At 74.0% G+C, this 20121-nt stretch carries 17 protein-coding genes and 1 pseudogene; 14 read left to right on the top strand and 4 right to left on the bottom strand.

All coding sequences use genetic code 11. From position 1 onward, the window contains the following. Window positions 1-113: 113 nt before the first annotated feature. A complete protein-coding gene (locus ABZ135_RS08225; RefSeq protein WP_356693037.1) occupies window positions 114-3026 on the top strand; it encodes a CocE/NonD family hydrolase in 2913 nt (970 codons plus the stop codon). After that, the gene (locus ABZ135_RS08230) at window positions 3023-3880 is read left to right on the top strand and encodes an ABC transporter permease (RefSeq protein ID WP_356693039.1); all 858 of its coding nucleotides are present in this window, start codon (window positions 3023-3025) and stop codon (window positions 3878-3880) included. Before ABZ135_RS08225 ends, ABZ135_RS08230 begins: the two co-directional genes overlap by 4 nt. A 13-nt stretch (window positions 3881-3893) precedes the next feature. On the opposite strand, the gene ABZ135_RS08235 is transcribed toward ABZ135_RS08230, so the two are convergent. Further along, window positions 3894-4604, bottom strand: a complete 711-nt coding sequence (locus ABZ135_RS08235; RefSeq protein WP_356693041.1) for a DNA-binding response regulator — start codon at window positions 4602-4604, stop codon at window positions 3894-3896. Window positions 4605-4821: 217 nt separating this feature from the next. Here ABZ135_RS08235 and ABZ135_RS08240 point away from each other — a divergent pair, with 217 nt between their 5' ends. From ABZ135_RS08240 to ABZ135_RS08260, 5 genes are all read left to right on the top strand, one after another. Continuing rightward, window positions 4822-6375, top strand: coding sequence for a von Willebrand factor type A domain-containing protein (locus tag ABZ135_RS08240; protein ID WP_356693043.1), 1554 nt, complete (start codon window positions 4822-4824; stop codon window positions 6373-6375). Window positions 6376-6393: 18 nt separating this feature from the next. After that, on the top strand, window positions 6394-6867 hold the full coding sequence (locus ABZ135_RS08245) for an anthrone oxygenase family protein (protein WP_356693045.1): 474 nt from the start codon (window positions 6394-6396) through the stop codon (window positions 6865-6867). A gap of 288 nt (window positions 6868-7155) precedes the next feature. Further along, window positions 7156-7830, top strand: coding sequence for a ScbR family autoregulator-binding transcription factor (locus ABZ135_RS08250; protein WP_356693047.1), 675 nt, complete (start codon window positions 7156-7158; stop codon window positions 7828-7830). Between the two features lie 540 nt (window positions 7831-8370). Then, window positions 8371-9297, top strand: coding sequence for an AfsR/SARP family transcriptional regulator (locus ABZ135_RS08255; protein ID WP_356693049.1), 927 nt, complete (start codon window positions 8371-8373; stop codon window positions 9295-9297). A 253-nt stretch (window positions 9298-9550) separates the two neighbouring features. Further along, window positions 9551-11617: a helix-turn-helix domain-containing protein gene (locus tag ABZ135_RS08260; RefSeq protein ID WP_356693051.1), complete on the top strand. Its 2067-nt coding sequence runs from the start codon at window positions 9551-9553 to the stop codon at window positions 11615-11617. 179 nt (window positions 11618-11796) lie between these two features. Here the strand turns inward: ABZ135_RS08260 and ABZ135_RS08265 are convergent, their stop codons facing one another. After that, window positions 11797-13008, bottom strand: a complete 1212-nt coding sequence (locus ABZ135_RS08265) for a transposase (RefSeq protein ID WP_356693053.1) — start codon at window positions 13006-13008, stop codon at window positions 11797-11799. Between the two features lie 402 nt (window positions 13009-13410). On the opposite strand from ABZ135_RS08265, the gene crcB (ABZ135_RS08270) reads away from it, so the two are divergent. The 3 genes and pseudogenes from crcB (ABZ135_RS08270) to crcB (ABZ135_RS08280) all read left to right on the top strand — a co-directional run bounded on the left by crcB (ABZ135_RS08270) (window position 13411) and on the right by crcB (ABZ135_RS08280) (window position 14344). Next, window positions 13411-13833 (top strand): fluoride efflux transporter CrcB, encoded by a 423-nt coding sequence (gene crcB / locus ABZ135_RS08270; protein WP_356693055.1) that lies wholly within the window; start codon window positions 13411-13413, stop codon window positions 13831-13833. Window positions 13834-13859: 26 nt separating this feature from the next. Then, window positions 13860-13994, top strand: a pseudogene (locus ABZ135_RS08275) (DUF190 domain-containing protein); the annotation flags it as partial. Then, window positions 13991-14344, top strand: a complete 354-nt coding sequence (gene crcB, locus ABZ135_RS08280; protein WP_356693057.1) for a fluoride efflux transporter CrcB — start codon at window positions 13991-13993, stop codon at window positions 14342-14344. The pseudogene ABZ135_RS08275 and the gene crcB (ABZ135_RS08280), both read left to right, overlap by 4 nt. A gap of 93 nt (window positions 14345-14437) precedes the next feature. Here the strand turns inward: crcB (ABZ135_RS08280) and ABZ135_RS08285 are convergent, their stop codons facing one another. Both ABZ135_RS08285 and ABZ135_RS08290 read right to left on the bottom strand, forming a co-directional pair. Beyond that, window positions 14438-15415, bottom strand: coding sequence for a hypothetical protein (locus ABZ135_RS08285; protein ID WP_356693059.1), 978 nt, complete (start codon window positions 15413-15415; stop codon window positions 14438-14440). Window positions 15416-15481: 66 nt separating this feature from the next. Then, window positions 15482-16651: a serine hydrolase domain-containing protein gene (locus ABZ135_RS08290; protein ID WP_356693061.1), complete on the bottom strand. Its 1170-nt coding sequence runs from the start codon at window positions 16649-16651 to the stop codon at window positions 15482-15484. Between the two features lie 313 nt (window positions 16652-16964). Between ABZ135_RS08290 and ABZ135_RS08295 the strand changes: the two genes are divergently transcribed. From ABZ135_RS08295 to ABZ135_RS08310, 4 genes are all read left to right on the top strand, one after another. Further along, window positions 16965-17432 carry a DUF5994 family protein gene (locus ABZ135_RS08295; RefSeq protein ID WP_356693063.1) on the top strand — a complete coding sequence of 156 codons (468 nt, stop codon included), beginning with the start codon at window positions 16965-16967 and terminating at the stop codon, window positions 17430-17432. A 66-nt stretch (window positions 17433-17498) separates the two neighbouring features. Beyond that, window positions 17499-18656, top strand: a complete 1158-nt coding sequence (locus ABZ135_RS08300) for a PP2C family protein-serine/threonine phosphatase (RefSeq protein ID WP_356693065.1) — start codon at window positions 17499-17501, stop codon at window positions 18654-18656. 71 nt (window positions 18657-18727) lie between these two features. Then, complete coding sequence (locus tag ABZ135_RS08305) at window positions 18728-19123, top strand: hypothetical protein (RefSeq protein WP_356693067.1); 396 nt, start codon at window positions 18728-18730, stop codon at window positions 19121-19123. 575 nt (window positions 19124-19698) lie between these two features. Continuing rightward, complete coding sequence (locus ABZ135_RS08310) at window positions 19699-19950, top strand: helix-turn-helix transcriptional regulator (protein ID WP_356693068.1); 252 nt, start codon at window positions 19699-19701, stop codon at window positions 19948-19950. The last annotated feature ends 171 nt before the right edge of the window (window positions 19951-20121 follow it).

A 20121-nucleotide genomic window follows, 5' to 3' on the forward strand; every position in this document is an offset into this window, starting at 1 on the left:
ACGGCCGTACCGCGCCTGGTGTACGGGGACCGTACTGCCTACGACCTGAGGAGGCCGCCCGGCTCCGCCCCCGGGCAGCCGACCGGACCCGGCCCGGCGCCTAGGCTCGACCCATGAAGCTGCGACCTCCCCGCCCGGGCCTCCCACGGTGGGCCGCCATCGTCGCCGCCCTCGCCGTGCTCGCGGGCGGCGCCGGCACCTGGACCGCCGTCGCCTCCGACGACCCCGCGCCCGTGCATCGCGCCGACCGGATGCTCGACCTGGACGGAGTGCGGATCGACACCTCGTACTTCACCGCGGGCGACGCCGACCGCCGCCGCCCCGCCGTCCTCGTCGGCCACGGCTTCGGCGGCTCCAAGGACGACGTCCGCGCCCAGGCCGAGCGGTTCGCCCGCGACGGCTACGCCGTGCTGACCTGGTCCGCCCGCGGCTTCGGCGCCTCCACCGGGGAGATCGGCCTCAACGACCCCGAGCGCGAGGTCGAGGACGTCCGCCGGCTGGTCGACTGGCTCGCCGCTCGCCCCGAGGTGCTCCTGGACAAGGCGGGCGACCCGCGCGTCGGCATCACCGGCGCCTCCTACGGCGGCGCGGCCGCGCTGCTCGCCGCCGGCCACGACCCGCGCGTCGACGCCGTGGCCCCGCAGATCACGTACTGGAACCTCGCGGACGCGCTGTTCTCGAACGGCGTCTTCAAGAAACTGTGGGCCGGCATCTTCTTCTCGGCGGGGGCGACGGGCCCGGCGGGTGCGATGCCCCCGGCGGGTGTGACGGATCCGGCGGAGGACGCTCCGGGGGGTGTGTCGTCCCCGGCGGAGGACGCTCCGGGCGCCGCGGGCCCCGCCCGCCCCACGGCTCCCGCAGCATCCACCGACCCCAAGGGTTCCACCGCCCTCACAGGCCCGGCGCGCGCCACCAGCCCCAAGGGCGCCACCGGCCCCACCGCCCCCACGGGCCCGGCGCGCGCCACCAGCCCCAAGGGCGCCACCGGCCCCACAGGCCCCACGGACACCCCCGCCCCCGGCGCCTGCGGTCGCTTCAGCCCCGAGGTCTGCGCCCTCTATCAGCGCGTCGCCGTCTCCGGGAAGCCCGACCCGGCCGCGCGCGCCCTTCTGGAGGCCCGCAGTCCCTCCGCCGTCGGCGCCCGCATCAAGGTGCCCGCGCTGATCGTGCAGGGCCAGTCCGACTCCCTCTTCACCCTGGCCCAGGCCGACGCCATGGCGAGGACCATCGCCGGGAACGGCGCACCCGTCGCCGTCGACTGGACGTCCGGCGGCCACGACGGCGGCGACCGCGAGACCGAGCGCGTCCAGGCCCGCGTCACCGCCTGGTTCGACCGCCACCTGGGGCGGGACGCGAGCGTCGACACCGGGCCCGCCTTCCGCGTCAGCCGTACCGGAGGCGTCGACTCCACCGACGGCCGCGCCACGCTGCGCGGCGCCACCGCCGACCGCTACCCCGGCCTCGCCGCGACCCCCGTGTCCGTCGCCCTCTCCGGGCCGCCGCGCACCTTCGCCAACCCGGCCGGCGCGAACCCGCCCGGCATCTCCGCCGTACCCGGCCTCGGCGGCGGCCTCTCCCAGTTGTCCTCGCTGGGCGTGGGCCTCTCCCTCGACTTCCCCGGCCAGTTCGCCGCCTTCGACGCCCGGCCGCAGACCCGGCCGATCCGCGTCACCGGCGCCCCCACCGTCCGCGTACACGTCGGCTCCACGGCCGCCGACGGCTCGGCGGTCCTCTTCGCCAAGGTGTACGACGTCGGCCCGGACGGCCGGCAGCAGATCCTGCCCGCCCAACTGGTGTCCCCGGTCCGCGTCGAAGGCGCCGCGCGGGGCCGCGAGGTCACGCTGACCCTGCCCGCCGTGGACCATGAGGTGGCCGCCGGGCACCGCCTGCGGCTCGTCGTCGCCGCCACGGACCTCGGCTACGCCTCGCCGGCCGCGCCCGCCACGTACACCGTCGCCGTCCGCGGCCCCCTCACCGTCCCGACCGCGCCCGCCGTGACCACCCAGGCGGCCGGGCTGCCCTGGTGGGTGTGGGGTCTGCCGGCCGGCGGTCTCGTCGTCGCGGCGGCGCTGCTGCTCACCGCCCGGCGCCGGACGGCCGCCCCGGCCCCCGACCCCGCCCTCGCGGACGTCCCGCTCCAGATCACCGGCCTGACGAAGAAGTACAAGGGCGGCGACCGCTACAGCGTCCGCGACCTGTCCTTCCGCGTCGAACAGGGCCAGGTCCTCGGCCTGCTCGGCCCGAACGGCGCCGGCAAGACCACCACCCTGCGCATGCTCATGGGGCTGATCACGCCGGACGAGGGCGAGATCCGGGTCTTCGGGCACGCGATCCGCCCGGGCGCCCCGGTGCTCTCCCGGGTCGGCGCCTTCGTCGAGGGCGCGGGCTTCCTGCCCCACCTGTCCGGGCGGGAGAACCTGGAGCTCTACTGGCAGGCCACCGGCCGCCCCGCCGAGGACGCCCACATCGACGAGGCGCTGCGGATCGCCAATCTGGGCGGCGCCCTGGAACGCGCCGTCCGCACCTACTCCCAGGGCATGCGGCAGCGGCTCGCCATCGCCCAGGCCATGCTCGGCCTGCCGGATCTGCTGATCCTGGACGAGCCGACGAACGGCCTCGACCCGCCGCAGATCCGCGAGATGCGCGAGGTCATGATCCGTTACGCGGCGGGCGGCCGGACCGTCATCGTGTCCAGCCACCTGCTCGCCGAGGTCGAACAGTCCTGCACCCACCTCGTGGTGATGGACCGCGGCGGCCTGGTCCAGGCGGGCCCGGTGGAGGAGATCACCGGCTCCGGCGACACCCTGCTCGTCACCCTCGGCGGCCCGGTGCCGGACGCGGTCGTGGAGAAGCTCGGCGCCGTACGCGTGGACGGCGGCCTGCTCGTCCGCCTGGAGGCCGCCGGTCTCCCCGACGCCACCGCCCTGATCGGCGAACTCGTCCGCCTGGACGTGCCGGTCACCGGGGTGGGCCCGCACCGCCGCCTGGAGGACGCGTTCCTGACCCTGATCGGAGAGACCGCATGACCGCCGTCGCCGCGACCGCGCCCGGATACGCGCCCGCCCGCACCCTCCCGCTGCGCGTGGAGGCCCTGCGCCAGCTCAAGCGCCGCCGCACCCTGGTCATGGGCCTGATCCTGGCCGCCCTGCCCTTCGTCCTGATCGTCGCCTTCGCCATCGGCGGCTCCCCGGACGGCGCGCGCAACGGCCGGATCACCCTCATGGACACGGCGACCGCCTCCGGCGCCAACTTCGCCGCGACCTGCCTCTTCGTCTCGGCGGGCTTCCTGCTGGTGATCCCGGTGGCCCTGTTCTGCGGCGACACGGTCGCCTCGGAGGCCGGCTGGTCCTCCCTGCGCTACCTGCTCGCGGCACCCGTGCCCCGCGCCCGGCTGCTGTGGTCCAAACTCGCCGTGGCCCTCGCCTTCAGCGCCGCCGCCATCCTGCTGCTCCCGCTGATCGCCCTCGCCGCCGGCACCGTCGCCTACGGCTGGGGCCCCCTGCGACTCCCCACCGGCGGCTCCCTGACCGCGAGCGACGCCCTCCTCCGCCTCGCCCTCGCGACCGCCTTCGTCTTCGTCTCCCAACTCGTCACGGCCGCCCTCGCCTTCTGGCTCTCCACCCGCACCGACGCCCCCCTCGGCGCGGTCGGCGGCGCCGTCGGTCTCACCATCCTCGGCAACGTCCTGGACGCCGTCACCGCCCTCGGCGACTGGCGCGCCTTCCTCCCGGCCCACTGGCAGTTCGCCTGGGCGGACGCCCTCCAGCCCCACCTGGAGTGGTCGGGCATGGCCAAGGGCACGGCGATCTCGGTCACCTACGCCCTGATCCTCTTCGCGCTGGCCTTCCGCGGCTTCGCACGGAAGGACATCGTGTCCTGACGGGGCCTCGCCCTCACACCCACCCCCTTCGAGCCGCTTCCGCCCCCGCGCGGAAGCGGCTCGTCGTGCCCAGGGCCGACATCAGTTCGCCCACCCGGCGGCTGTAGGTGCGCGGGGAGATGCCCAGGCGGGTGGCGGCGGTCTCGTCGGTGAGGCCGGCGAGGAGGGCTTCGAGGACCGGGCGGAGTTGTGGGGGGAGGTCGGGGGACGGGGGCGTGAGGCCCACGAGTTCCTGGCTCGTGTCCCAGGCCGTGTGGTGGGCGCGGACCAGGGCCTGGACGACGACCGGGTCGCGGATCAGGAGAAGGCCGTTGTAGTGGAGCTCGAGGTCCAGGGGGACGGCCGCGACCGTGCGGTCGACGAGGATCATCTTGAACGGGATGGAGTCGGCCACCCGCGCCCGCCCCGGCACCCGCACCGCCCCCGCCACATGCGGCACCGCGTGACGCGGCACGATCCGGCGCACCTCGCCCGCCCGCTCCGCCGCCGCCCGCATGCACGCTCCCGCCAACTCCAGGAACGGCTCGGGGATCGCACGCGACACGGAGGCGGTCGGGTCGTCGAAGGTCAACAGCTCGTGCCGGGCCGAGGCGGCCAGGCCCGCAAGGGCCGCGCTGACCCGGCGGGTGCCGCGGACCGGGCGCCCGGGAGGACGCTGCGGCTCCGGGCCGGCGCGGCCCATCGCCGATCGGGCGAGCATCACGGAGCCCGCAGTCTCTGTCACCGCTGACCACCCCCGCCCGATCGGTGTGCCACTCCATGTACGCACGTGACTCCGTACGGTGACAACCCCTGTTGACAAAGCTGGCGAGTCCCTGCCACTACGGCGTGCCCCCGCCGCCGTTGCCGCATCGAGACCCTTCCGCAACCCCTTCGTCTGCTCCATCCGGCGCTCCCGAACGTCACATTCACACGTGCGGTACACCAAGGGGGAGATGCTCATGAAGCGAAGGATCGGCGCGGGGCTGCTCGCCGGCGCCCTGCTGCTCACCGGCTGCGCCGCCGGTTCCGACCGCCACACCGGTGCGAGAGCCGACCACGGGGCGCCCGACCGCGCCGCGCCCGACCGGGCCGCTCCCGACGGGGCCGCACCTCCGACCGCGTCGCGGGCTCCCGGCGCCGCCGAGGCCCCCGACCGGCTCTCCACCTTCGCCCTCGACGTCGACACCGCCTCCTACGGCTACGCCCGCCGCGCCCTCGCCGAGGGCCGGCTGCCCGACCCGGCCGACGTACGGCCCGAGGAGTTCGTCAACAGCTTCCGGCCCGACTATCCGCGGCCGAAGGACAACGGCTTCAGCGTCACCGTCGACGGCGCCCGCTCGGACGCGGCCGGCTGGTCGCTGGTGCGGGTCGGGCTCGCGACCCGGCCGAGCGACGGGGAACGCCCGCCCGCCGCCCTCACCTTCGTCGTCGACGTCTCCGGCTCGATGGCCGAGCCGGGCAGGCTCGACCTGGTCAAGGAGTCCCTCGGGCTGCTCGCCGACCGGCTCCGCGACGACGACTCCGTCGCCCTCGTCACCTTCAGCTCCAAGGCCGAGACCGTCCTCCCCATGACCCGGGTCGAGGGCAACCGCGAGCGCCTCCACGACCTCGTCGACGCCCTCGCGACCAGCAGCTCCACCAACGTGGAGGCGGGCGTCCGCACGGGCTACGACGTGGCCGTCGAAGGACACCGCAAGGGCGCCACCAACCGGGTCGTGCTGCTCTCCGACGCCCTCGCCAACACCGGCGACACCGACGCCGAGGGCATCCTGGAACGGATCGACGAGGAGCGCCGCGCGTACGGGATCACCCTCTTCGGCGTCGGCGTCGGCAGCGAGTACGGCGACGCCTTCATGGAGAAGCTCGCCGACAAGGGCGACGGCACCACCACGTACGTCTCCACCCCCGGCCAGGCCCGCAAGGTCTTCGTCGACCAACTGCCCGGCCACGTCGAGCTGCGCGCCCGCGACGCCAAGGCGCAGGTCGCGTTCGACCCGAAGACCGTGAAGCGCTTCCGCCTGATCGGATACGAGAACCGCGAGGTCGCCGACGAGGACTTCCGCGACGACCGGGTCGACGGCGGCGAGATCGGCGCCGGGCACACGGTGACGGCGCTGTACGCGGTCGAGCTGCGACCGGGCGCCAGCGGGCGGGTCGCCACCGCCACGGTCCGCTGGCTCGACCCGGCCACCCGCGCCCCGCACGAACGCTCCGGCACGGTGGACACCGCCGCGCTGGCCGCACCGATCTGGGGCGACGGCCACGACAGCCTCCAACTGACCGCCATCGCCGCCTACTTCGCCGACCGGCTGCGCGGCGGATCCGTGCCGGGCGCGCCCGCCCTGTCCGGCCTCGCCGCGCGGGCGGGCGCGCTGGCCGAACGGGCGCGCTCGGCGTCCGTACGGGAGTTGGCGGAGGCGATCCGCCGGGCCGACGGCCTGGGCGCACCCGATGCCGGCTCCGCCGCCACCGATCCCGCCACCGATCCCGACCCCGACCCGTACGCGGGCTGATCGGCCATCATGGTGCCCATGGCCGCCCTGCTGCTCGCTCTCGCCGTCGTCTCCACCGGGCTCTACGCCGGGTTCATGCTGATCTTCCAGACCGGTGTGATGCCCGCGCTCGCCCGGCTGACGGACGAGGAGTTCGTCCGCGCCATGCGGCGGATCAACGCGTACGTGCCGAGGCCGGTGTTCCTGCTGGTCTTCCTCGGGGTCGTCGCCTTCCCGGCGGCGGCCCTGTTCGTGCCCGTCGACGGGCGGACCGACACCCAGCGCTGGCTGGTCGTGGCCGGGCTCGTGTGCGCGGTGGCGAACCATCTGGTGACCGTCGGCGGCAACGTCCCGCTCAACAACGCCCTCGCCGCCACCGAGGCGAGGGACGAGCCGCCGGCCGCCGTCCGGGCGGCCTTCGAGAAGCGCTGGAACGGTTTCCACCGCGTCCGCACGCTGCTGGTCCTGGCGGCCTTCGGTCTGCTCACCGCCTCGGCCGTCGCCTCCGCCTGAGCCCCGGCCGACGCGACCGCCGGGTCGGTTTTCCCGTAGCCCAGAGTGACATCGGCCGACCGGCGGACGGCTCGTCAGGCGGGGTCGGAGGCCCCGACCTGACGTTCTCGTACGGGGCCGTGCTGTCAAAGCCGCTGGTCAAAGGCATGCTGGTTCGACAGGTGAGATGCTCGGGTTCTCTGCGAACAAGGCTTCGGGTATCTTCCAGCCTGCCGGAAAATAGGTACCCCTAGGTTTGTTTTCTGCCACCGGGATGCCGGTTCGGGCGATGAGAGGGACGTGACTCCCATGGCGAAGCAGGATCGGGCGATCCGCACCCGCAAGGCGATCCTGGAGGCGGCCGCCGCCGTCTTCGACGAGCGGGGATACGAGGCCGCCAAGCTGTCCGACATCCTGGCACTGGCCCAGGTGACCAAGGGCGCGCTCTACTTCCACTTCGACTCCAAGGAAGACCTCGCGCACGCGGTGATCGATGCCCAGGTGTCGGTGGTGCCCACGGCGCCGCCGCAGATCTCCAAGGTGCAGGAGTTCGTCGACGTCGGCATGGTCTTCGCGTACCGGCTGACCAGGGACCGGGTGCTGAGCGGCAGCGTGCGGCTGACCCTCGACCAGGGAGCGCACGACCTCAACCGCAGCGGCCCGTACCGCGAGTGGACCGAGATCAACCTGCGGCTGCTCAACGAGGCCAAGGAGCGCGGCGAGTTGCTGCCGCACGCCGACCCGGAGGAGGTGGCCCCGCTCGTCGTGGGCGCCTACGCCGGCCTCAACCTGATGACCCACGCCCTGGAGGGCGACCGGTCGTCCCTGGAGCGCTGGGCCTCGGCGCTCTACCACCACTTACTTCCCAGCATCGTGGTGCCCTCGGTGCTCACCATGCTGGACCTGGAACCGGGCCGAGGCGCCCGGGCGCTCGGCCTCGGGGCGGCGGCGGACGGCGTCCCTTCGGAGGAAGTCGCGTCCTGACGCCGCCTCCTGACGCCGCCTCCTGACGCCGGCTTCTGACGCCGCCTCCTGGCGTCGCCTCCTGACGCCAGCTCCTGACGCCGGCTCCTGACCTCACGTCTGACCTCACGCCTGACGGCCTGCTGGCGCCCCCGCCTGACGGCGTCCGGGCGGCCCTTGCCGTGCCCCTACGGCGCTCCTCCGCCGCTCCTCCACCGCCCCGCGCCTCCCCACGCCCTCTGGAGTACGCGCGCCCGAGGCGGCATGATGAGGCCAAACAAAACCGCCGTGCTGGTTTGTTGATACCGCTGGCCGGAAGCCACCCGCACGGCTGCCTGAAAACGACCCCCAAAGCATACCCGTGGGTCCACTAAGTGGATGCACGGGTACGTTTCCTTCACCGCTTACGCTCTCTTGATGGCCCTGAACCGGGACAAGCGGGGCAATATTTCCGTCCGCAGGGTCCAGTCTTTCCGTACCGCCCGGTTTCTTATTGACATGCACGGCGGTCTCTTTTCTAATCGTCCAGGGTCATCCCGTGCGCAGAGCTGAGGGGGCAAGGTGGACGTCCGGATCCTGGGGGGACTTTCGGTGCGCGAGAACGGGGTGTCGGTCACCCCGACCGCCGCCGCGCCGCGACAACTGCTCGCCCTGCTCGCCGCCGGTGCCGACCAGATCGTCCCGGTCTCCGTCCTCATGGAGGAGGTGTGGCCGTCCGGCGCACCGCGCGGAGCGCGGGCCGAACTCCACTCCCACATCCTCGGACTGCGGTCCCAGATCGCCGCGGCGCTGCCCGGCGGCCGGGACGGCGGCCGGGACGGCGGCGACGGACGCACCGCCGAGACCGTGCTCGCCGCCCAGTCCGGCGGCTACCGCCTGGACACCGGCGGCGGCTCCCATGACGTGTGGCAGTTCGAGCGGGCGGCCGGCGCCGGATACCGGGCCATGGAAGCGGGCGACCTCCCGCGCGCCGCGCTCCGCCTCGGCGAGGCCCTCGCCCTCTGGCAGGGCGAGCCGTACGCCGGTGTCGACGCCGGGCCGCGCCTGCGCGCCGAGATCGAGCGCCTGGAGGCGTCCCGGCTCAGCGTGCTCGACCAGTGGGTGGAGGCGCAGTTGGGCCTCGGCCGGCACGCCGAGATGGTGCCCGAGCTCGCGGTGCTCACCGCCCGGCACCCCGTCAACGAGTCGCTGCACGCCCAGTTCATGGTCGCCCTGCTGCGCTCCGGCCGCACCGACGACGCCCTGGAGACCTTCCGAAGACTCTGCGTGGCGCTGCAGCGTGACGGCGGCCGCGAGCCCTCGGCGCGTCTGCGCCGCCTCCACCGCTCGCTCCTGACGGTACGGGACGCCGCGCGCCCCCGCGTACCGGCGCAGCCCCACGCCTCCTGGTCCCGGACTCCCCGCCTCGCGCCGCCGTCCCGTGCGGCGGCCACGTACACCACCGCCGCACAGCCCACCGCGGCCGTCCCCGCCGGTGCGTCCGCCTGATTCCGGGGGCGCGAGGGGGCGGTGCGGCGAATGCAAGGGGCACAAGGGGCGCAAGAGGCACAAGGGGTGTAAGGGCTGCTGGGGACGCAAGGGGCGCCAGGGGTGCAAGGGGCGGAAAGGAGCGGGAGTGGATATGACGGGAACGAAGTGGTCGATCTCACCGTTGACCGTCGTCGCCACCCGATCTAGTTTCGGCCAGCGGTACGGGTTTCCACTGCGGCGCCCGGTTCTGCTCAGCAGCGGGAGTTGAGGAATGTCCCACCACGGCGCGGACGCGAGCGGGAGCGCCGACGCGCTCGCCGTGCTGGAACTGCTCGCCCAGCAGGCACCGCAGGAGCGGTTCGCCGAACTGCTCGACAAGGCCCGCGCGGACGACCTTCCCGAACCCCAACTCGCCCGCCTGGAGCGGGCCGTCCACCTCGCCACCGGTGTCCGTCACTCCCAGGCCCGCCGCGAACAGCGCGAGGCCGGCCTCGACGCCCTCGCCGACACCGCCCGTGACCTGACCCTCCCGTACGACCTGGACGGCCTGCTGCGGAGCATCGCCCGCCGGGCCCGGCGCCTTCTCGACCTCGACCTGACCTGTGTCACCCTGCGCGGCACGCACGGCGTCCGGATCGTCCACGGCACCGACGGCGCCCTCGCCGGCACCGGGCCGGTCGACTGCCCCGGCGCGTTCGAGGAGGACGGGCTGGGCGGACTCGTGCACGTCCTCGGCGCCCCCGTCTGGACCGAGGACTACCTGGCGGACGAGCGCTTCGCCCACACGCCCGCCGTCGACGCGGTGGTGCGGGACGAGGGCCTCCGCGGGGTCGTCGTCGTGCCGCTCCGCGCGGGCGACACGGTCCTCGGCCTGCTCTACGGCGCCGATCGCCGGGCCCGCCGGTACACGGCGGGCGAGCTCGGCCTGCTCACCTCGCTCGCCGACCTGGCCGCCGTCGCCACGGAGAAGGCCGGCCTGCTCGACCAGACCCGCGCCGAGGTCACCGAGCTCGAACGGGACAGCTCCCGCGCCCGCACCACGCTCACCCGGATGCGCTACATCGGCGAGGCGCACCGCCGCATCATGAATCTGATCCTGGCCGGCGGCGATCTGAGCAACGTGGCCAAGGCCGCCGGGGACGCCCTCGACGCTTGCGTCCTGATCCGCGACCCGGGAGGCCGCACGCTCGCCTCCACCGGCGAGATCACCGGCCTCGACGAGGAGGCGGTGGCCAAGGCATCGCTCGACGCCCACGCGGGCCGCCGGCCCGTACGCACGGGACGCGGCGGCCACGAAGGATACGAGAGGCACGAGACATACGAGGGGTACGAGGGGCACGAGGGACACGAGGGACACGCGGACGACGAGCGGACCTGGGTCGCGCCGGTCATCGCCGGTTCCGAGGACCTGGGCGTCATCGTCGTGCGCGCGGCGACCCCGCTCACCGGCGAGGACGAGCGACTGCTCGAACTGGCGGCGCAGTCCGTCGCCTTCCTGCTCCTCATCCAGCGCTCCACCGCCGTCGCCGAGGGCCCGGTCCGCGACGAGCTGCTCGACGACCTGCTCGCCGAGCCGCAGCACGCCCCGCAGCAGATCGCCCAGCGCGCCCGCCGCCTCGGCATCGACCTGCGCAAGCCGCACGTCCTGGTGGTGGCCCGGCCGGAGGGCGGCGAGCAGGGCCGCGCGGTGGTGTGGGCGTCCTCGTACGCGTACCGGATGGCGGGGCTGAAGACCGTGCAGGGCGGCTGCATCGTGCTGCTGCTGCCCGGCGTGGACGCCTCGGCCGCCGCGAAGGCCGTCTCGGGCGAGCTCGCCCCGCTGCTCGGCCACCCGGTCTCGGTCGGCGCGGCCGGTCCCGGCTGGAGCCCGGACAGCGTGGTCCGGCTGTACCAGGAGGCCATGCGCTGCCTGGACGCGATGAGCGCGCTCGGCGGCACGGGCGCGGCGGCCTCGGTGGACGACCTGGGCTTCCTGGGGCTGCTGCTGTCGGACGACCACGACGTGGACGGGTTCATCGAGTCGGCCATCGGACCCGTACTGGACTACGACGCCGAGCGGTTCACCGATCTGACCCGCACCCTGGAGGCGTACTTCGCCTCCGGAGCCAGCCCCACCAACGCGGCCGAGGCGCTGCACGTCCACCCGAACACGGTCTCGCGGCGCCTGGAGCGGATCGGGGAACTCCTCGGCCCCGAGTGGCAGAAGCCCGGCCAGGTCCTGGAGGTGCAACTGGCCCTCCGCCTCCAGCGCACCCGCGACGTCCTCGCCCGCCGCCGCGCGGCCCTGGGCGACCCGCGCCCCTCGGCGGCGACGGCGGCGTCGACCGGCGACCGCTGAGCGACTGACGCCCGCCGTCACGGGCGATGGGCGCCACCGCACCCGGATCACCCGTACGTACGGGGCCCGGAAGCCCCAACTTCCGGGCCCCAGCCCTGGTCGGCCCTGAGGGGCGAGCGTCCGGCACGCCCGCCCACCGGCCCGCGTAGTGGTACGAGGGGGACGAGTGGTACGAGGGGTCAGCTCGCCGAGCGGTCGTGGACCGCCCCGTACGGCGCGTCCCAGTCCGTGGCCAGGACGGTCGCCGCGTGGGCCGCCGAGGCGAGCGTGATGTGACGGTGCCAGCCGCGGAAGGAGCGGCCAACGAAGTCCCGCAGGCCCGCGCCCTCACCGACCGCGCGGAAGTCCCGCTCGACCCGCCGGGACAGCTTCGTCAGCCGCAGCAGCGGACCGACCGACGAGCCCGTCAGATCCGTGATCCACAGCCGGGCCGGGGAGCGCCGCGGGTCGTCCCACTCGCCGAGCAGGAGCAGCGGCCGCTGCCGCTCGCCCGCCGGTACGGGCAGGGTGACCCGGACCGCGGTGGCGAGGGAGGTGCGCGAGGTGCGCATCCCGGCGGCCGCGTCCACCCAGCTCACCGGGCGGCGCAGCCCCTTGAGGGACTCCAGGATCTGGAGCGCGGTGAGCGGTCCGGCGCCGAAGCCGGGCAGCGAGCGGTCGGCGACCGTCAGCCGGCAGCCCGTGCCGATCCGGGCGACCACCGGGACGCCCGCGAGGGCCAGCCGGTGCAGGGCCGCCCGGCCCGCGCCGCCGCGGATGTCGAGCAGCAGCGGCTTGCGGGCCACCTCCGGCCAGCGGGCCGTGTCGAGCGCCGCGTTGACCGCGCACTCCTCCAGAGTCTCCTCCCCGGCGCCCTCCGGCACCTCCGCCCGGTCGCGGCGCGTGCGGTCCTTGACCCACGGATCGGGCAGGAAGAGCCGCCAGTTCACCGGGACGCTGGTCTCCTCGGAGGCGAACCACACGCCGAACGCCTGCTGTCCGCGGAACACCTGGCCCCGCTCGGGGTCGAAGCGCCGGTCGACGCCGACCGAGTGCTGTCCGGCCTTCGGTATCGGCATCGGCCGCACGACCCACGCCTGCGGGCTGCTGTTCTGCTGGAGATAGCGGGCGAGTTCGGCCCGCATCGGCCGCCAGTCCCAGGTGGAGCTGGAGATGAAGTGGTGCAGACTCTGCTCGGCGGCCGGGCCGCCGATCTGCGCGGCGATGTTGCGGATGGACTTGCGGCCCTGCGCGGTCAGCAGACCGCGCAGATACTGCTCGGCCTTCAGCCGCTGGTCGCGGCGCGGAAATCCGGAGAAGAGCGCGGCGCAGAGTTCGCCGTACACGTCCTCGGCGGCCGCGTCCCGGTGCGCGGTGACGGTCCTGAACCTCGTTGCGACGGATGTACTCACGACACTCCTGCCCTACGGCCTGCCCTACGGGGTGAGCGGCTCCCTCCCGCTGCACCTCTACGGTCGCGCGCCGCCGCCGCGAGGACGAGGTGTACCCGGCACCCGTCTGGGCCGCCTGATGGTGGCCGGACCACCGCCCCCTCCGACGGCCCACGTCGTCCCGTGCCTGCGGCGCCTTCCGCGGGCTCCGGTGGCATCCCCGTGGGGGGTATCTGACAGACTCGCCGGACCGGCTTTGACCCGTGCGGCGCCGCGCCCGGACCATCAGGGTGAGGCAGCACGGGCCGGACTCCGGTTAATGCCCCAGGCCGGGGGCCGTGCCTGTGCGCCTCGCTCATCACCCCGCCCCACCAGGGCCGTCCCCGTCAGGGCACGGCACGCGGCGCGCCCTAACCTGGTGGCATGGGATTCCGCGCGCAGGTGCCGGTCGTGGGGGTGGTCGCCGTCGGCGGCGCCCTCGGAGCCGCCGCCCGCTACGCCGCGACCCTCGCCTGGCCCACCCCGGCCGGCGCCTTCCCCTGGACGATCCTCACCGTCAACGCGACCGGCTGCGCGGCCCTCGGCGTGCTGATGGTCCTCGCCACCGAGACCCTCACCCCGCCCCACCCGCTCCTGCGGCCCTTCCTCGGCACCGGCGTCTGCGGTGGCTTCACCACCTTCTCGACCTACGCGCTCGACACCCAGCGCCTGCTCGCCGCCGGCGACGTCCCGCGCGCCCTGCTCTACCTGGCGGCGACGGCGCTCACCGCGCTCGCCGCCGTCTGGGCGGCCGTCGTGACCACCCGCGCCGCCGTCCGCGCCGTCCCTGAGAGGAGGCGGGGATGACACGCCTCACCGGCCCGGCGCTGCGCGCGGCCCTGAGCGTCGACACCGAGGAGCGTGTCCGGGCGTTCTTGCCGCAGCCCGGCGAGCCGGTGACGGAGGGCCCGGTCCTGCCCGACCCGTGCGCGTTCGTACGGTACGGGCGCCGGGAGCCGCGGGAGTGAACTGGCTGCTCGTCGTCGCCGGAGGCGCCGTCGGCGCGCCCCTGCGCTATCTCACCGACCGTGCCGTCCAGGCCCGCCACGCCTCCGTCTTCCCCTGGGGCACGTTCGTCGTGAACGTCGTCGGGTCCTTCGCGCTCGGCCTCCTCACCGGCGTGGCCTCCGCCCGCGCCGGACTGCTGCTGGGCACGGGCCTGTGCGGCGCCCTGACCACGTACTCCACCTTCTCGTACGAGACCCTGAAGCTGTACGAGACGGGGGCACGGGCCTACGCGGCGGCGAACGTGGTCGGCGGCATCGCCGCGGGCCTCGGCGCGGTGTGGCTGGGCGTGGAACTCGTCGGGGCCGGCTGAGGCGCGCGGCGTCCTAGGAACGTCGCCCCGGCACGGATGCCACGGGTGCCACGGATGCCACGGGTGGCACGGATGTCACGGGTGGCACGGATGTCACGGACGGGGCGGCGGCGAGGACGGCACATAGGGGCGGGGCGCCGGGCGGGTGCCGGTGGCCCCGGGGGCGAGGTGGAGCGCGAAGCCGTGGTTCGCCGCGACGGAACGGAGGTGTTCGGCCGACAGGGAGCCCTGCCGTTCCAGGGTCAGCGCCGGCAGCCCGGCCCGGCCGTACCCCGCTCCACGGTGGAATGAGACCACGCTCACCGCCACCGGGGCGTGGTGCGGGTACCGCCGCCGCGCCGCGTCGTCGTCGGCGTGCGCCAGGACCCGTACCCCCGGCTCGTGCCCGAGGTCCCGGGCGACCGCGTCGGCCCGCCAGTGGGGGAGCTCGCCCGCTCGGTTCGCCGAGGTGGTGAACAGGAACTCCGCACCGGTCCGGTCCAGGGCCGCGCTGAGGAAGTCGTTCGACGGACAGTGCCGCCCGGGCGAGACCGCCTGGACGGCCGTCACCCCGTCCCGTTCGCAGGTGACATGGGCGGGCAGCCGGTCGGCGGCCGGACCCAGGAGGCCGATGGGGCCGAGCTCGTACAGCTCCTCCATCAGCGACCACACCTGCCGTCGTGGCAGTTCGGCGGGCAGTCTGGTCCAGTCGAAGAGGCCGGTGAGGGCGGACGGCACGGTGGTGACACCGCCCGCCGGACCGTACGGGCCGCCCGGGTCGCCCGTCATCCGGCGGACGCGCGCGACGACCTCCGGGTCGGCGCGGGCGGTCAGCGCGTAGAGGCCGGCGAAGCCGTGCACCACCGCGCACCCCGCGTCCAGGTCCTCCGCCGCCCGCCGTACGTCCGCCGCGTCGTCCAGGAACAGGACGCCTCCTTCGGCCGGACGCCCATCGGAGCGATGTCCTTCGGCCGGCCTCGCTCTCTCCTCCGCCGGGTGCCCTTCGGCCGGCCTCCCGCCCGCCTCGGTCGCCGGCCTCTCGCTTCGCTGCCTGACCGGTTCCTCGACCAGTACCGCCCGCTCGTCGCCCACCCTCGCGCCTCCTCGCCTACCTGATCGCCATCGTTTACGGCGTGCAACGAGTCCGGAAGCTTCCGGTCACAACGGGGCGAACACCGCTTCCCGGAACGCGTCGCGGACCGCCGTCACCGGGCCGGTGGCGCGGGTGAGGTACAGCTTGTTGGTGAGCAGCACCGCCCAACGGCCCCGCGAGGGGCTGACCCACATGCCGGTGCCGGTGAAGCCGTAATGCACCCAGATGTCGTCCCGTAACGCCGTGCCGGGCGCGAGATGCCAGAAGAGGCCGCGAACCGGGGCCAGTTCGCCGGTGCGGGCGCGCAGGGACGCCGCGACCCACTCGGGCCCGAACGGCGGCCGCACCGGGTCGAGCACCCGCCGCAGGAAACGGCCCAGGTCCCCGGTGGTGGAGAAGACGCCCGCGATCCCGCAGGAGCCGCCGAGCAGCCGGGTGGAGAAGTCGTGCACGGTGCCGCGCAGATGGGTGCCGGTCTCCTCGTCGTACTCCGTCGGTGCGCAGCGGGCCGCCAGGGGTTCCGGCAGCGGCCCGAAGCGGGTCTCCGTCATCCCCAGCGGCTCCCAGACCCGGCCGGCGGCGAGCCGGGCGAGCGGCAGGCCGGTGAGGTGCTCGGCGAGATAGCCGAGGATCAGCGCGGCCCGGTCGGTGTACTCGACGGCCTCTCCGGGGCGCCGCCGCAGCGGCTCGCGCAGCACCCCGTCCCGTACGTCCTGCGGATCGGTGCCGTACAGCGCGCGGAGGTTGGCGCGCAGCGGCAGGCCCGCGGTGTGGGTGAGGAGCTGGAGCGGGGTGACGTCGCCCAGCGGATGTCCGGTGACCTCGGGCCAGAAGGAGCCGAGGGGCGCGTCGAGTTCGAGCTTGCCGGCCTCGACGAGCGTGCCGACGACCGGCCACACCGCGATGATTTTGGTGAGGCTCGCGAGGTCGAAGAGGGTGTCGGGACGGGTGGGTTGACCGCCGGGAGCCGGAGCCGGAGCCGGAGCGGGGCCGGGGCCGGGGGCGGGAGTGAGGGCGAGGTCGGGGGCAGGGGTGGGGCCCGGGGTGAGGCGTGGGGTGAGGCGTGGGCCGGAGTCCGGCCGGGGGGTCGGTGCCGGGGAGAGGACCCCGACGGCGCCGTCCGCCAGGGGCCCGCGGGCGTCGCCGACGGCCCAGGCGGCCCCGGGGTAGACCTGGGCACGGACCCCCTCCTGGAGGAGCCGCGCGATGCGGGGAGTGTCGAGCGTCGTGTTCACATCAGGTGTCTACCCACGGAGTCTGCCCACGGATGGGGGCGCGGGCGGGGTCTCGTCCAGCGGCCGCCGCGCCTCTCGACGGGGTGCGAGGCGCACGCGCCCCCTTCCCGCGCCCCCGCGCCTTCCGGCGTGCGGGCCGGGGGCCCGGCGAGGCCGCCTGATCACGGCGAGTCCGCCCTGATCAGGGGCGGTTGCGGGGCCTCGGGGGAGTACCGTGGGAGGCACGGTGGCAGAGCGCCGAACCAACCGCTCCGGCGTCGAGGACGCTGCGCACGGGTGCCGTCGCACCGCATACAGACAGGGCGAACCGATCATGGCCGCATCCGCCGACCCCCGTTCTTCCCGGCTCCTCCCCGACGAGGTCCACCGCGCGGTCCGTCCCGGGACGGCCGTCCTCCGCCTCCGGACGACCCAGTCCCGCGAAGGCGTCCTCGACGGGGCCTGGTGGCCCCGCTCCCGGCACGTCGCCGACGAGCTCCCCGCGCTGATCGAGGCCCTCACCGCGTACCTCGGTCCCGTGACCAGGATCGGCCTGGACACCGACGCGTGGGAGGAGGTCCCCACCCGCCTGGTCGTCGGCGACCGGGTCGTCCGGCTCGACTCGTACCCCGTCGGTGACGACACCGTCCTGATCACGCGCGGGGACCAGGACCACTTCGCCCTCCTCGTCATCCCTCCGCACACCCCCGCCGACCTGGCGCGCGAGGCGATGGCCCGGGCCGTCCGGGCGGACAACGTCACCTCGGCGGCGCAGATCCTCCTCACGCCGACAGCGGGTTGACCGACGTGTGACCTCGCGACGGCTCGGCAGCAGGACATCCCTCACGACCTGCGGTATGCCTTTTCCATGGGCCCCCGCCGACGAGCCTTCGTCCCCCGCCTTTCCCGGCGCGGCGGACGGCTGCTGCTCGCCGCGCCCTTCGCGTTGATCGCGACGGTCACGGTGGTGGACATCCTGTCGCCGCCCGAGGTGCACCTGGGGCCGTTCCTGATCGCCGCGCCCGCGGTGACGGCCTCGTTCGCGGGGCCGCGCATGACGGCCTTCGTGGGGGCGGTCGCGGTGCTCGCCCAGGCCGTGGTGGCGGTCGTGCGGACGCGGCTCACGGACCTCAACCACACCTACCAGATCATCGCGCTGATCCTGATCTCGGTCATCGTGAGCTTCTTCGCGTATCTGCGCGAGCAGGACGAGAACCGGGTGACGCGCCTGCGCTCCATCGCCGAGGCCGCCCAGAGCGTCGTCCTGCGCCCCCTCCCGCACCGGGCGGGCCCGCTGCACATCGCCTCCGTCTACCTGGCGGCGGAGGAGGAGGCGCAGATGGGCGGCGACCTGTACGCGGCGGCGCGTACGGCGTCCGGGACCCGGCTGCTGATCGGGGACGCGAGGGGCAAGGGCCTCGACGCGATCAGCGAGGCGTCCCTCGTCCTGGGCGCCTTCCGCGTCACCGCCCGCCGCGAGCACGAGCTGCCGGAACTGATCGGGCACCTGGAGGAGGGGGTCGGCTCGGCGGACGAGGTCGCGGCCGCCGGCGAGGGCGGTGCGGAGACGGGCCCCAGGTCCGGGGCGGCGGCCGCCGAGGACGCGAACGAGGCGTTCGTCACCGCCCTGGTGCTCGACATCCCCGATCACGAACCGGTGGTACGGCTCGTGAACCGCGGACACCCACCACCGCTGCTCCTGAGGCAGGGCCGGGTGATCCCCCTCGAACCGGCCGACGAGAGCCCTCCGCTGGGCCTGTCGGACATCCTCTCGTCCGACGTGACCGTGGAGACCTTCCCCTTCGACGTCGGCGACGTGCTCCTGCTCTACACCGACGGCGTCGTCGAAGCCCGCGACCGCTCACGCGCCTTCTACCCCCTGGCCGAGCGCCTCACGGCCTGGGCCGACGCCGACCCGCCGACCCTCCTCGCCCACCTGCGCGCCGACCTCCAGACCTACGCCGGCGGCCACCTCGGCGACGACGCCGCCCTCGTCGCGGTCGAACGACTCGCCCCGAAGCCGTAGCAGTTCGTCGACCACATCCGGGACCGGAGGCCACGGGGCGGCCGGCGGCTGCACACGTTCTCCGCAACGATGTGCCCTGCCGACCCGCGCTGACCCGGATTCCGCGTGCCCATATCGAGAAGGAAGAGCTCAAACCGGATGATCTCCTGATTCAGGGAGAAAAGGGCGGGATGCTCGCCGGGTCCGTCATTCGGCGAGCGTGGCGCAGCGCTCGAAAGGAAGTGCTCGGGGCGCACGAATTCGAGTCCCCCCTCGCCCGTCGGGTGTACGACCTACGCCATACGTGTCTGACCAACTGGCTGAACGTCGGCGTGCCGCCCGCGACCGTGGCGGAGTGGGCGGGCGACAGCGTGCCGGTACTGCTCGCGACCTACGCCCGCCGCGTCAACGGTCAGCTCGATGACCTGAAGAAGCGCATCGAGGACGCGGGTGCGCTACCGCATCCGGCCGGGCCCGAGGCTGTCTGAGAACTCCACCGCGTATTCTCCGCAGCCACCCGCAGGAACCGGGTAACAGCGGACACCGCCGGACACCGCCGGACACCGCCGGACACCGCCGGACACCTCCCGTGGTTCTCGGGAGCGTGTCCGACGCCCTGCGGCGAACGCGAAAACTGCCTCTGACCAGCAAAAAGACCCTCCCGAAGGAGGGTCTTCGATCTTGCGCCCCCGGCAGGACTCGAACCTGCGGCCAAGTGCTTAGAAGGTATTGGGCAGTGAGCTCTGTCCTAACCTGCGTTTATGCAGGCGCCGCTGCGCCTATCTAATGGAAGGCACTTGGCCTATCCCGGGGCCTTGTTTCGGCCGGATCCTGTCGCCCTGTAGAACGACGTCGCCCCAGGTGCCATCGTAGGCCCCCGGGGCGACGCCCCGCAGCGGCTCCGCCATCTGGGCGGGGGGACCTCGTGCAGGAGAGTCGACCGCTGCGAGTCCCGGCAGTCGGCTGCCGGGAGCAAGGGGAGTGGGGTATTCCGCTCTTGTACCCCACGTCCTCATGATCATGCAATGTAGGGTTTGGCCTACAGAATTTCGATCTTGGTCCCGTGAGCGTGGAGCACGTGCCACGCTCCGCCCCACCGCCCGACTGGGTCCGTGACCGCCGACGCCAAATCGGCGACCAGATCCGGGCAGCCAGGCTCCACGCCAACCTCACCCAGGAGCGGGTGGCGCTCGCCATCCCGATGGACCGCGCCGGCTACAACCGCATCGAGCAGGGCCACGCCTCCGCGACCCTCGACACGCTGCTGCTCATCGCCGACGTCATCGGCGTACCGCTCGCCGAGCTGGTGCGGTAGCCCCGGCCGGGGGACGGCCGGCCGGGGCGGTCTCGGGTGGATCTCGGTGGAAGCTGGGTCAAGCCAGGCTTGCCGCTTCTACAGTGGACGTATGGATGACAGGTGGTCAGACCCCCGGTATGCCCAGCTCGTGGCGACCCTTGACGAGACGGCCGCCCCCCGCAGGGAGGG

The organism is Streptomyces sp. NPDC006339, from assembly GCF_040612775.1.
In the GTDB taxonomy this organism is placed as follows: Bacteria; Actinomycetota; Actinomycetes; order Streptomycetales; family Streptomycetaceae; genus Streptomyces.